Source organism: Enterococcus mundtii, from assembly GCF_013394305.1.
GTDB lineage: Bacteria > Bacillota > Bacilli > Lactobacillales > Enterococcaceae > Enterococcus_B > Enterococcus_B pernyi.
Window position 1 is genome coordinate 2,351,670 of sequence record NZ_AP019810.1, and the last position, 13,331, is coordinate 2,365,000.

At 39.0% G+C, this 13,331-nt stretch carries 13 protein-coding genes, 1 rRNA gene and 1 other RNA gene (1 of these 15 only partly in view); 11 read left to right on the forward strand and 4 right to left on the reverse strand.

Annotated elements, in window-relative coordinates; genetic code table 11:
- Positions 1–43: 43 nt before the first annotated feature.
- Entirely contained in the window at positions 44–895 is an 852-nt protein-coding gene (locus HZ311_RS11190) for a helix-turn-helix domain-containing protein (RefSeq protein ID WP_023519241.1), read from the reverse strand.
- Between the two features lie 131 nt (positions 896–1,026).
- On the opposite strand from HZ311_RS11190, the gene tadA reads away from it, so the two are divergent.
- The 6 genes from tadA (at position 1,027) to HZ311_RS11220 (ending at position 5,326) form a co-directional block, all read left to right on the forward strand.
- A complete protein-coding gene (gene tadA, locus HZ311_RS11195; RefSeq protein ID WP_023519242.1) occupies positions 1,027–1,521 on the forward strand; it encodes a tRNA adenosine(34) deaminase TadA in 495 nt (164 codons plus the stop codon).
- Between the two features lie 40 nt (positions 1,522–1,561).
- Positions 1,562–1,646, forward strand: an RNA gene (ffs, locus tag HZ311_RS11200) — signal recognition particle sRNA small type.
- A 157-nt stretch (positions 1,647–1,803) separates the two neighbouring features.
- The gene (locus tag HZ311_RS11205) at positions 1,804–3,210 is read left to right on the forward strand and encodes a bifunctional metallophosphatase/5'-nucleotidase (protein ID WP_178946813.1); all 1,407 of its coding nucleotides are present in this window, start codon (positions 1,804–1,806) and stop codon (positions 3,208–3,210) included.
- A gap of 11 nt (positions 3,211–3,221) precedes the next feature.
- Positions 3,222–3,905, forward strand: a complete 684-nt coding sequence (locus HZ311_RS11210) for a YutD family protein (protein ID WP_019723195.1) — start codon at positions 3,222–3,224, stop codon at positions 3,903–3,905.
- A 4-nt stretch (positions 3,906–3,909) separates the two neighbouring features.
- A complete protein-coding gene (locus HZ311_RS11215) occupies positions 3,910–4,674 on the forward strand; it encodes a TIGR01457 family HAD-type hydrolase (RefSeq protein ID WP_010736101.1) in 765 nt (254 codons plus the stop codon).
- 4 nt (positions 4,675–4,678) lie between these two features.
- Positions 4,679–5,326 carry a TIGR01906 family membrane protein gene (locus HZ311_RS11220; protein ID WP_023519244.1) on the forward strand — a complete coding sequence of 216 codons (648 nt, stop codon included), beginning with the start codon at positions 4,679–4,681 and terminating at the stop codon, positions 5,324–5,326.
- Positions 5,327–5,432: 106 nt separating this feature from the next.
- On the opposite strand, the gene HZ311_RS11225 is transcribed toward HZ311_RS11220, so the two are convergent.
- Both HZ311_RS11225 and HZ311_RS11230 read right to left on the reverse strand, forming a co-directional pair.
- A complete protein-coding gene (locus HZ311_RS11225; RefSeq protein WP_010736099.1) occupies positions 5,433–5,942 on the reverse strand; it encodes a phosphatidylglycerophosphatase A family protein in 510 nt (169 codons plus the stop codon).
- Positions 5,943–6,034: 92 nt separating this feature from the next.
- Positions 6,035–7,033 (reverse strand): NAD(P)/FAD-dependent oxidoreductase, encoded by a 999-nt coding sequence (locus HZ311_RS11230; protein ID WP_023519245.1) that lies wholly within the window; start codon positions 7,031–7,033, stop codon positions 6,035–6,037.
- A 189-nt stretch (positions 7,034–7,222) separates the two neighbouring features.
- Between HZ311_RS11230 and HZ311_RS11235 the strand changes: the two genes are divergently transcribed.
- Both HZ311_RS11235 and HZ311_RS11240 read left to right on the forward strand, forming a co-directional pair.
- Positions 7,223–8,335: an SLC13 family permease gene (locus HZ311_RS11235; RefSeq protein WP_019724008.1), complete on the forward strand. Its 1,113-nt coding sequence runs from the start codon at positions 7,223–7,225 to the stop codon at positions 8,333–8,335.
- Between the two features lie 50 nt (positions 8,336–8,385).
- Entirely contained in the window at positions 8,386–8,970 is a 585-nt protein-coding gene (locus HZ311_RS11240) for a peptidylprolyl isomerase (RefSeq protein WP_010736096.1), read from the forward strand.
- 144 nt (positions 8,971–9,114) lie between these two features.
- Here HZ311_RS11240 and HZ311_RS11245 read toward each other — a convergent pair whose 3' ends face one another.
- Positions 9,115–10,281 (reverse strand): MalY/PatB family protein, encoded by a 1,167-nt coding sequence (locus HZ311_RS11245; RefSeq protein WP_010736095.1) that lies wholly within the window; start codon positions 10,279–10,281, stop codon positions 9,115–9,117.
- Between the two features lie 90 nt (positions 10,282–10,371).
- Here HZ311_RS11245 and HZ311_RS11250 point away from each other — a divergent pair, with 90 nt between their 5' ends.
- From HZ311_RS11250 to HZ311_RS11260, 3 genes are all read left to right on the forward strand, one after another.
- On the forward strand, positions 10,372–10,752 hold the full coding sequence (locus tag HZ311_RS11250) for a CvfD/Ygs/GSP13 family RNA-binding post-transcriptional regulator (protein WP_019724010.1): 381 nt from the start codon (positions 10,372–10,374) through the stop codon (positions 10,750–10,752).
- A gap of 71 nt (positions 10,753–10,823) precedes the next feature.
- Entirely contained in the window at positions 10,824–11,186 is a 363-nt protein-coding gene (locus tag HZ311_RS11255) for a hypothetical protein (protein WP_010736093.1), read from the forward strand.
- Between the two features lie 813 nt (positions 11,187–11,999).
- Positions 12,000–13,331 (forward strand): 16S ribosomal RNA (locus HZ311_RS11260); it runs 229 nt beyond the window's last position.

The window sequence follows — 13,331 nt, forward strand, 5'->3', positions numbered from 1 at the left end:
AAAGGAACAAGCAAGGCGATGTTTATTGCTGCTTGTTCCTTTTTTATATGTGTAACAAAAGGAGATAACAAAAGAGTAAGTCATCTGCTTTTTTTAAATTGAAGCCTGTTTGTTCGTCAAACTTTTCGATCCGATATTGGAGAGTGTTTCGATGCATGAAAAGTTGTTTAGCCGCTGAACTGATATTCCCGAAATTTTTCCACAGTTCGATAATGATGTCTTCCATTTTAAAACTACGGATTATTTCTTGATATTCATTTGTTAGCTGACTGGATGTAACTAATTCTTTTGTATAATAATATAAGGCAATTTCTTGTATGGAAGTCGTTTGGTCGGCTACTTGTATGTGTGTTCGTTTATTCAGGAAAATTTTTCGTTCTTCATTGAACATAGCGGTTAGATTTTGTCCAGCTGAATGGAATGAACCGACAAAGGCTTGTGTCGTCATATCAAAATCGACATCAAGAGATAAAAAGATGCCTTTAAGATCTGCCGTACTCAAATAATTGGCATGCTTTCTTTCGATGATCAACGCATCTGTCTCTGTGTAAAGAAAAAAATCAAGAGCTTCGGGAAATAATCCGGAAATTGTTTCTCGCCATTCTTTTTGTAAGAAATCTGATCTCTTTTCAAAATGTAACTGAATGATTCGGCAGCTTTCTTCACATACATATACCTTTTCCTCAAATAAATATTGATACCAAGGATGGCTGTCTAAGGTGTTTGTTTTCTGGAATAACGCTTTCAAAAGTTTTTCTTCTTGAACGGACAAGGAACTTTTATCGATCCACAAGAAGTAATCTTCTACAACCAGTGAAAGAATTCGATCATCAGAAGAAGGAGAATTCTTTTTTTGTGCATTTGGGTATAATCCAAGTAACTTTTCTGTGTTCATTTACTTCACCTCATCCCCTAGTTTACCATAGGACATGGCGATAAGGAAAAACTCTTTGTACTTCATTAAAAAGCCAGTTATACTATGTTTGATAGAGAAGATAAGTAAATCTAAAAAAGGTAGGAGTACAAGTGGAAGAAACAGAACAACAGCGAATAAAAGAAGAATGGATGCGTGTGGCTATTGAAGAAGCCAAAAAAGCAGAAGCGTTAGTAGAAGTACCAATCGGCGCCATCGTGGTTCACCAAGGACAGATTATTGGGCGTGGACACAATTTGAGGGAAACAACACAAAATGCAACAACACATGCTGAGATGATTGCGATCCAAGAAGCATGCAAGGCCATCGGAAGTTGGCGTTTAGAAGAAACACAATTATATGTCACGTTAGAACCGTGTCCAATGTGTAGCGGTGCCATGATTCTTTCTCGCGTAAAAGAAGTTTACTTTGGTGCCTATGATCCAAAAGGAGGAACCGCAGGGACATTGATGAATTTACTTGAGGATGAACGTTTCAACCATCAGGCCGAGGTGGAGGGCGGGATATTAGAAGAAGAATGTGGTGAACTTTTATCTGTGTTTTTTAGAAATTTGCGAGCAAAGAAAAAGAAATTAAAAAAGGACTAGCCAAGGATAACAAAATGCGGTATACTATTCCTTGCCGAAAGGCTAGGACAATGGTGGGCTTGTGAAGCGTGTCAGATCCGGAAGGAAGCAGCACTAAGCAGGTGCCGCCATGTGTCTGATTGATTGGATTTATTAAGCCTAAAGGGCTTTTTTTATTAGAGGCAAGTTTAAGGTATTTAGATTTTGTAAAAAAGTCTAAGTACCTTTTTTTGTGCAAAAACTTTCCATGTGAACAAAGGGGAACCCTATGGTATGATGAAAAAAAGTGAGGTGGAACTAACAGTGGAAGAAATCGTTCTTTTACACACGAATGACTTACATTCTCATCTTGAAAACTGGCCACGGATCAGAAGATTCCTTGAGCAAAAAAAGCGTGAAAATGAGAAAAAAAATAATACGACAACTCTCACGGTCGATCTTGGGGATTTCGTTGATCGTTGGCATCCTTTGTCAGAAGCAACGAATGGCCATGCCAATGTTGAACTAATGAATCAAATCGGCTATGATGCAGCAACTATAGGGAATAATGAAGGTGTAGGTAATTCCAAGAATGAGTTGAATCATTTATATGATCACGCGAATTTTGATGTGCTACTGAGCAACTTATTCGATAAAAATACTTTGCAACCACCAGTATGGACAAAGCCATATAAAATCATCGAAACAAAGCAACGAACAAAAGTTGGGTTAATTGCTTTTACTGCACCATTTCCTTTGACGTATAATCCAAATGGCTGGGATATCCGTCAGCCTTATGATCTGTTGCCAGAGTTAGTTGAGCAATTACGTCCACAGGTAGACGTAATTGTTTTAATGAGTCATTTAGGCATTCAAGATGATTTACAGATTGCAAAAGAAATCCCTGCAATCGATGTGATTTTAGGATCACATACCCATCATCTTTTTATTGATGGGAAAGTCGTGAATGAGGTACAATTAGCCGCTGCCGGAAAATTTGGGCAATATGTAGGGGAAGTACATCTTTCATTGGAAAATAAAAAAATCGTCGGACACTACGCTAAAGCGATTCCGACAGATACAATGACTGCATTCGTAGAGGATGAGAAAGAAATCGCCGGTTATCTTGAACAAGGACATCGTCTTTTAGCTCAAAAGAAAGTGGCAGATCTACCATTTGACTTATCACTTGATTTATTTGATGAACATTCCTTTATCCAGATCGCTTTAGAAGCGGTAAAAGAAAGAGGGAACACAGAAGCATCGTTTCTGAATAGTGGTCTTTTTTTGAATAGCGTACCTAAGGGGCTGGTTGACCAAGATCAACTCCATAGTGCACTGCCACATCCGATGCATTTGATCAACGTCACGCTGAAAGGGTCAGATATGATTCGCTTAGTGTTGGAAATCGAAAAAAGTCGCCTTTTTTTACGGAATTTTCCTATCAGGGGAATGGGGTTTCGTGGTCAGATATTCGGTGAGATTTTCTATAGTGGGATCACGTATGATGCGGTCAATCGAGAAGTTTTGTGGCAAAAACAACCAATCGAAGAGGAAAAGAATTATACCGTTACTACGGTCGACCATCTGATGTTTGTTCCTTTTTTCCCAACCATCGAAATTGTTGGACAGGTCGTTTTTTTATTTCCCGAATTTATTCGTACAGTAGTGGGAGACTACTTAAATGCTCACTACCCAACCAATGAAAAAGAAGGTATAATAGAGAAATAGGTGGTGAAAGCATGTCGACGAAACAAAATAAACAACACAACAGTGACAAAAAAGAGAGTCAAGAAACGGTCGATCGCTCACAAGAACAAACAGTGACCGAAGAAGTGACGGCAGTTTTAGAAGAAATAATCGAGGAAACGAAGCCAGAGAAAGTCAAAGGAGAAATCGTCACATTGACAGATGAAACGAATCTTTTGATTGGTGATAGACCTTATCGTATCGTAACGGATTACCGGGAAGGTTTCAATGCTGAGAAGCTTGGTGAGAGATATAGCGAAGTGCTTTCCAGATACGATTACATCGTAGGTGACTGGGGTTACGAACAGCTACGTTTGAAAGGCTTTTTTGATGCCACGAATCGACGTGCTCACCCAGATCAGCGAATTGATGCATTAGAAGACTATTTATACGAATATTGTAATTTTGGCTGTGCATATTTTGTCATTGAACGCATTGGTGGAAAAAAAGAAAAAAATACCCAACGACGTAAAAAGAAAAAAAATCCGAATCGCAACAATCAAGCGCATATCGATGAAAAAAAAGCGCCCGTTGAATCGGTACGCAAACAACCTGTGATCAAAAATCGTAAACCAGCAACTACTAAGGCAACACCAAAGGGAACTGAAAAAACATCAGAACGCCCAACAAAATCAACTTCTAAAAAGAATTTTACTATTAGACAAAGGGAAGAATGATCCTATGAATTATAAAGGCTATTTGATCGATTTAGACGGAACGATCTATCGTGGAACGGAGCCGATACCGGCAGGAAAACGATTCGTCGAACAGTTACAGGAAAATGGGACGCCCTTTTTATTTGTAACCAACAATACGACAAAAACACCGGGAACAGTGGCACAACGTTTAGCCACTGAGTTTGATATCCATGTCTCACCAGAAACGATCTATACAGCATCTCTAGCGACCATTGATTTCATGAAATCAGACGCTAAAGGAAATAAAGTGTATGTGATCGGTGAAGCTGGCTTGACAGATTTGATCTTGGAGGCAGGGTTTGTATGGGAAGAAGAACATCCTGATTATGTCGTAGTAGGTTTAGATAATCACTTGACTTACGAAAAAGTGGTGACCGCAACCTTAGCGATCCAAAAGGGAGCAACGTTCATCGGTACAAATCCTGATAAAAATATCCCTACAGAAAGAGGATTATTACCTGGAGCTGGCTCGGTTGTTTCTTTTGTAGAGACAGCGACACAAACTACACCAGTCTATATTGGTAAGCCAGAAGCAATCATTATGGATAAAGCAGTGGAACTTTTAGGATTGAACAAAGAAGAAGTCATCATGGTAGGGGACAATTATGAAACTGACATCCAAGCAGGGATTCGTAATGGTATCGACACACTGCTTGTGTTATCAGGTTTTACCAAAGAAGAAGACATTCCAGATCTACCAACACCAGCTACCTTCGTTTTGCAATCGTTAGATGAATGGAGTTTCTAAAACAATGAAAAATAAACGATGGCAATGGGTGGAATATGCGGGGATGGTTAGTTTGTTCCTGACGTTGCTCACTTTAGCAATTGCAATAACGATCAATTTCCGCCCACTATATGTGTTTGATATCGGGCATCTAGGTATCTTGGATTACACTACCGTAGATCAGCCAACATTACTCCAAAATTATGATCAACTGATGAGGTATCTGAATAATCCTTTTGAGCAAGTGTTGGCACTTCCCGACTTTCCAATGTCAGCGAGTGGCTTACATCATTTTTATGAAGTCAAGTTATTATTCATGCTCAATTATGCGGTGTTGTTACTTACATTGATCCCAAGTGGCTTGTTCCTTCGCCAGTTGAAAAGAAATCAGCGTTTGTGGCGGCTAATCCGCCCATTCCAAATCGGCATGATCCTACCATTTGTTTTTGGCTTTTTTATGTTGATTGGTTTTGATCGTTTTTTTATTCTTTTTCACGAAACATTTTTCAATAATGATGACTGGTTGTTTGATCCTCAAACTGATCCAATCATCAATGTGTTACCTGAGCAATACTTCATGCATTGTTTCATTCTGTTTTTTGTGCTTATCGAATTATTTTTCGCTTTGATGGTTCTTGTTGGCAAAAGAGAATTGAAAAAGGGGAACAATTAAACAATCACTTTCGTGTAGCGCGTTGCTTGCTTTTTCGGATATAGCAAAAAATCATCCATAAAAATCCTTTTGCGATTTTTATGGATGATTTTTTATTTTTATTTGATTATTGTGTCAAACGGCTCCGTTTTTCCGGTTCTTGGTGGGCCAAGCGGCTTGCGGCAGAGGCAGCAATTGCTCCCACGATATCATCTAAAAATGTATGGACATTTTTGCCATCGTGACTATTTAACTTTTTCAAGATCCCAGGTTTTACTTTATCGATATAGCCATAATTGGTAAAACCAATCGTTCCATAAACATTGACGATCGACAAGGCTAAAATTTCATCTATTCCGTATAATCCTTCATCATCTTCAATGATATGCTGAAGAGGGCTCATCAATTGTTTTTGTTCTGCCAAGATATCTAATTGGATGCCAGTAATGATCGCGTTATGGACTTCACGCTTTGTCAAGACTGCGTTAATACTTTCCGCACAATCCTCCAAGCTTAAATCTGAGATATAGTCTTTTTGTAAAAACATGACTAATTCAGCGATATCCTCAATTGTTACGCCACGTTCTTTTAGGAGATCTCGCGCTTTTTCTTCTAAGGTTTCTGTTTTTATGACCATTTTTGATTCCTCCGTCTCTTCTTTCTATCTATAATGGTAACGTAGTACGTACAAAAAGCAAGAATCATTTCTTTTATAAAAAAGCAGCTAAGTTATTTTGGTCCAAATGTTTTATCGTAAAGGCTTGTACTATGACCAGGCTGCGTACGTTCTTTTGGATTGATGAAATGTAACGCGTTATTGACAGCAGTCGGTGCCTCTCCAAATCCCGTGGCAATCAATTTCACTTTTCCTTCATAGCTACAAATGTCGCCAGCAGCATACACACCAGGAATTGAAGTTGACATATCAGAGTGGACGGTGATCGCATTTCTGGAACTTTCAAGTCCCCAAGAAGATAAATGCTCTAAATTAGAAGTGAACCCATAATTGACGATCAATGAGTCAACCATGAGATCAATCGTTTCATCCGTCTTAGCTTTTTTTAGACGAATGTCTGACAACTCTCCATTTAAACCAGATAAACGCTCAATCAAATAAGGTGTTAATACATTTACAGAGGATTGATTCAACTGATTGACGCTATGTTCATGAGCCCTAAATGCCTCTCGACGATGAATCAAATAAACTTCACTCGCAATAGGTTCAAGCATCAGTGCCCAGTCGATTGCTGAATCCCCACCACCAGCAATGGCAACTTTCTTTCCTGCATATTTCATCAAGTCGTTCACGAAATAATCTAACCCATGGTTTTCGTATCGGTCAGCATGTTCTAAATTCAGCTTTCTTGGTTGGAAAGAACCACTTCCTAGCGTCAGGATCACAGCTTTTGAATAATGGATACCTTTCGTAGTAGTGATCTCGATGATCTCATCTTCTCTGGAAAGTGAGAGAACTTCTTCATTTAAATGAAATGTATGATTAAAAGTGGTCAATTGTTTCTTTAAATTATTAACAAGATCAACCGCTTTGATTGCTGGATAACCAGGAATGTCATAAATATATTTTTCAGGGTATAAGGTAGTTAACTGTCCACCAAGTTGAGGCAAACTATCAATAATATTGGTTTTCGCTTGGCGCATACCAGCATAAAAAGCTGCAAACATGCCAACCGGCCCTGCACCAATAATTGTAATATCGTAAATTTCCATTTGAAATTCCTCCCTTGGTGACACTATAACAGAATTTAATTGAGAATTCTTCTCAAATAGTTTAATTATGGAACGAGCAGTCACTAAAATATAAGGAGTGATCTAACATATAGTTTATTTACTTTCAATATTAGCTAAAAAGAGTTATTTTACTAGTACGAAGTGTTTGAATCTAAGAGGTAGAATTTTATGATTAAAAGAATAACAAGCAATGCAAAAGAAGACGGAGTATTGACGCTGTCTTTTCTTTTAGCAATAGGTACCATGTTCATCATCCCGCCAAACTTCAATTATTTTTCTTATATCGATTTTCACACATTGATTCTTCTTTTTTGTTTGATGTTGATTGTAGAAGGGATACGGCAACAACAGTTTTTCGATTATCTAGGCAATTATTTGATCACCCAGACAAAAAATACGAGAGGGATTATTTTGATTTTAGTGTTTCTCACGTTTATCAGTAGTATGCTGATTACGAATGATGTGGCACTGATCATTTTTGTACCATTTGGTCTATTGATAGTAGAAAGGATCGGCATGCGAACATTGATTCCTCTCGTCATAACTTTGATGACGATTGCGGGTAATCTAGGAAGTATGTTCACTCCGATCGGTAATCCACAAAATCTTTATTTATTCGCACAATCACACTTACAACTGTTCGAATTTTTACAGTTGATGCTTCCCTATACACTGGCTGCTGCCATATTATTGGTGGTGTTGATCTATGGGAGAATCAAGAATAATACCATCGATTTGGCGAATACAGAAGAGATAATGTTAAAGCGAAAACAACTCATTTTTTATTTTGGTCTATTTTTAATATGTCTTCTAGCTGTAAGTGGCATCATCCCTCATTATGTCGTATTAGTCTTAGTGAGTGTCAGTATCCTAGGCAATGATCGCCGACTCTTTAAACATATCGATTACTCCTTATTATTTACGTTTGTTTTTCTTTTTATATTCATCGGGAATATCAAACAAGTAGATGTTGTCCGAGCCTTTTTTGAAAAAAGTGTGGCGCATCATGAAGTCAGTGCAAGCATTTTTGCAAGTCAATTGATTAGTAATGTTCCTGCGGCGCTCCTGTTATCAAGTTATACAGAAAATATCAAGGGTTTGATCATTGGGACGAACTTGGGAGGATTAGGGACATTGATTGCTTCAATGGCAAGTTTGATCTCTTACAAATTAGTCATCAAGCAATATCCGGAATGGAGAAAAAAGTATTTATTCGTCTTTGCATTCTACAACATCGTTTTTTTGATTTTCTTGTGGCTCATCTTTACCGTATATCAATAGAATATGTTATGATTACACAGGAAGACAGAATTTTTTAGGAGGAAGAAAAAATGGCATTTCCACAACTTGATCTTATGAATGAGAAGGGGCCTAAAGCTCTTATAAAAACGAACCGCGGAGATATTACAGTAAAACTATTTCCTGAGTTAGCACCTAAAACAGTCCAAAACTTTGTTGAATTAGCAAAAAAAGGGTACTATGATGGCGTGATTTTTCATCGTGTGATCCCTGATTTCATGATTCAAGGAGGCGACCCAACCGGTACAGGTATGGGAGGCGAAAGCATTTACGGCGAAAGTTTTGAAGATGAGTTCAGCCGCGAATTGTTCAATCTACGTGGCGCACTATCAATGGCTAACTCTGGTCCAAATACAAATGGGAGCCAATTCTTTATCGTCAACAACACAAATGTGCCAGAAAACATGCTTAGTCAATTAGAAGGAGCAGGATTCCCTAAAGAAATCATTGAAGCGTATAAAAATGGGGGAACACCATGGCTTGATTTCCGTCATACAGTGTTTGGCCATGTACTTGAAGGAATGGATACAGTCGATGATATCGCAAATGCGCAACGTGGACCACAAGATCGTCCAGTACATGATGTAGTGATCGAAACGATTGAGATTTCTGAATAAAGTAAAATTTTAAACATACCAAGCTCTTAAAAAACGCCGAACAGCAAAAGCAGAAAATACTTTTGCTGTTAGGTGCTTTTTTGGTTGGGGTGGTAACAAAGTAGGGAAGACTAACATTTTTTGTCCAATGACTTCTTTCGTTTTCTAACTTAAAGCACGTTGGATACGTAAAAGCCCTTCTTTTAATACTGATCTTGGACAAGCGACATTCAAACGCATATGGCAATGACCACTTGGTCCAAAACTGATCCCAGGATTCAAGACGACTCTGCCTTTTTCAATCAACTTCTTTTCAAGTAGTCGGTCATCGTCCGTATAGGCAGAAAAATCAAGCCATATAAGGTACGTTCCTTCTGGCTTCATCACTTTGACATCAGGGAGATGCTTAGTAAAGAAGGTAATGACTTCTTGGACATTTTCTTCCAGATAAACTAATAACTCATTTAACCATTCCTCACCAGTTTCGTAAGCGGCTTGAGTGCCTAAAAGTCCGAAAGTATTGATTCCTTGATGTTGATTTTTTTCTAATTGTTTCGTAAAGCGACTTTTTAAATCATGATCTTTGATGAAAACCATTGAATTTTTTATTGCAGCTAGATTAAATGTCTTAGTTGCTGAAGTGAATGTGATCAATAATCGAGAAAGGGCAGGATCAATTGTTTGAATCGAGGTGAATCCATGTCCGGAAAAGACGATATCTTGATGGATCTCATCACTAAATAAGAAGACGTCGTATGTTAAGCAGAGTTCACTTAACTGTTTGAGCTCTTTTTTAGTCCAAACACGACCACCTGGATTATGCGGGTTACATAGAATCATTGCTTTTATCTTGTTTGAGACGATTTTTTCTTCCATATCTTGAAAGTCCATTTCAAAATGATCGGCTGCTTTATTTAAAGGACTGCGAATCAATTGACGCTCATTATTTTCAACAATTGCACCAAATGGCGGATAAACTGGATCATGAATCAACACTGCATCACCTGGAGCTGTAAATGCTTGAATCGCCAAGGAGAGACTAGCTAAGACTCCACTAGTGAAAAGAATGTGGTCTTTAGTTAGAGTCACATGATGGCGCCTTTCTTCCCAATCAATCACTGATCGGTAGAGACCGTCCGGTACGATCGAATAACCAAAAATGCCTTTTTGCAGATAGTTTTGAAAAGCGGTTGTTACTCCTTGAGGGGCAAGAAAATCCATATCCGCTACCCATAAAGGTAAAAGATCATTCCTATGATAAGTTTGTGAGATGGCATCCCATTTTACGCTATCTGTGTTTAGTCTTGAAACTATTTCATCAAATTGTTCCATCTATAAGACCTCCATATCTAGATGCAAGAACAGAACTTCTTTTTTTTTAATATTTACAGTATAATGATAAATGCGAAGAGAGGGAAGTATATGACTTATAGAATAGGCGAAATAATCAAAGGGAAAATTACTGGAATACAACCATATGGAGCGTTCGTTTCATTAGATGAAGAGACACAAGGGTTGATCCACGTATCAGAAGTGCAATCTGGTTATACGAAGAGTATTCATACATTATTGAAGGTGGGGCAACCGGTGACTGTACAAATCATTGATATTGATGAGTATTCGAATAAAATCAGTCTGTCGTTACGTACCTTAGAAAAGAAAGTACCATCGATCCCATACCGAAGAAAACGATACTTCACTAATAAAAATAAAAAAATCGGGTTTGCAACGATTGAAAAACAGTTACCTATATGGATCAAGGAAGCATTGATCCAATTAGATAAAAAAGAATCAAGGAAATAAAAGTGTATTTTTTCTGAAAATATGCTAAAATTCTCTTGTAAGCCATAAACAAGTTGATCGAGGTGGAAATTTTGGCAAACAAAAGAGTCGCTGGTACAATTATGTTGCATTTGGAGGATGGATCTAAAAAATTTTTAGTTCATTCAAGAGAGAATAAATTAGAGTTCGCATGCGCAGACCACTCAAATGATAAGACTGGTTTAGCAAACATACTTAGTTTCTTAAAAGAAAACGTTCATATTGATGTGAGTAAAATCAACTTGATGGAGTTGACGAATACCCATATCAATCAAGAAAATGTTCCACTTTTTGTTTTTGAAACGGAACAAAAAAATCAACAAGAACAGTTAGGCGAAGGTTATCATTGGGAAGATCCAGGACAAATGCGTACGGTACTAGGGATTTATGAAGTAGATGGTGTACCGATTTTTTAAATTGATTCAAGTACCTCTACCAAAGAGAAATGAATACCGTTCGCAGGTGTATCGTTGACTACTTGAGAATCAACGAATAAAATAGGAGATCATTTTTTGGAACCAAGCAGGACTTTCAGAGAAGTTTGAATATCTTTCAAACTTCTTTTTTTTGTCTATTTTAAAAGAAAAGTAGAAGAGAATGTTCAGGATTCAATTGATTTTTTACCTGTTTTATAAAAAAAGCACTTAAATACATGTATAATCCGAATGATCATAAAATAATTGGAAACCTTGTCTTTTTTTTTTTACTTAAAAATAAGTATTGACGCTAGGTGTGTAGCATGGTAAATTAGAAAACGTTGATTCGAAAAAAAGTTCTTTTGAAAATATTCAGAAAAACATCGAAAAAACTATTGACCGCTGGATAAAACCATGTTAACATAACGAAGCTGAATTATTTCAGCGCTTTGTGAGACGCTTGTATTTAAGAATTTAAAGCCAAATAAAGTATTGACAAATAACATACGACAAGTTATGATAAGTGAGTTGCTAAAACGACCTCGTGAAAAACGAGTTCAAAAAACTTTTAAAAAATAGTTGACAATCATTCGAGAGTTTGCTAAGATATAAAAGTTGCTACGGCAATGACAAACGATAAGTTGAGGCAGTTGTGTTTCAATTGTCACGTAGACCTTTGAAAACTGAACAAAGTAAGACAAACCAAATGTGTAGGGCGTCTTGATTCAATTCAAGACAACGAACATTTTTAACAAGCAAGCAATATGCTAGCAAACAAATTGAGCTTAACAATCGCAAGATTGTTCTAACTTTTATTATGAGAGTTTGATCCTGGCTCAGGACGAACGCTGGCGGCGTGCCTAATACATGCAAGTCGAACGCTTCTTTTCCCACCGGAGCTTGCTCCACCGGGAAAAGAGGAGTGGCGAACGGGTGAGTAACACGTGGGTAACCTGCCCATCAGAAGGGGATAACACTTGGAAACAGGTGCTAATACCGTATAACAATCGAAACCGCATGGTTTCGTTTTGAAAGGCGCTTTACGGTGCCGCTGATGGATGGACCCGCGGTGCATTAGCTAGTTGGTGAGGTAACGGCTCACCAAGGCCACGATGCATAGCCGACCTGAGAGGGTGATCGGCCACATTGGGACTGAGACACGGCCCAAACTCCTACGGGAGGCAGCAGTAGGGAATCTTCGGCAATGGACGAAAGTCTGACCGAGCAACGCCGCGTGAGTGAAGAAGGTTTTCGGATCGTAAAACTCTGTTGTTAGAGAAGAACAAGGGTGAGAGTAACTGTTCACCCCTTGACGGTATCTAACCAGAAAGCCACGGCTAACTACGTGCCAGCAGCCGCGGTAATACGTAGGTGGCAAGCGTTGTCCGGATTTATTGGGCGTAAAGCGAGCGCAGGCGGTTTCTTAAGTCTGATGTGAAAGCCCCCGGCTCAACCGGGGAGGGTCATTGGAAACTGGGAGACTTGAGTGCAGAAGAGGAGAGTGGAATTCCATGTGTAGCGGTGAAATGCGTAGATATATGGAGGAACACCAGTGGCGAAGGCGGCTCTCTGGTCTGTAACTGACGCTGAGGCTCGAAAGCGTGGGGAGCAAACAGGATTAGATACCCTGGTAGTCCACGCCGTAAACGATGAGTGCTAAGTGTTGGAGGGTTTCCGCCCTTCAGTGCTGCAGCTAACGCATTAAGCACTCCGCCTGGGGAGTACGACCGCAAGGTTGAAACTCAAAGGAATTGACGGGGGCCCGCACAAGCGGTGGAGCATGTGGTTTAATTCGAAGCAACGCGAAGAACCTTACCAGGTCTTGACATCCTTTGACCACTCTAGAGATAGAGCTTCCCCTTCGGGGGCAAAGTGACAGGTGGTGCATGGTTGTCGTCAGCTCGTGTCGTGAGATGTTGGGTTAAGTCCCGCAACGAGCGCAACCCTTATTGTTAGTTGCCATCATTTAGTTGGGCACTCTAGCAAGACTGCCGGTGACAAACCGGAGGAAGGTGGGGATGACGTCAAATCATCATGCCCCTTATGACCTGGGCTACACACGTGCTACAATGGGAAGTACAACGAGTCGCGAAGTCGCGAGGCTAAGCTAATCTCTTAAAGCTTCTCTCAGTTCGGATTGTAGGC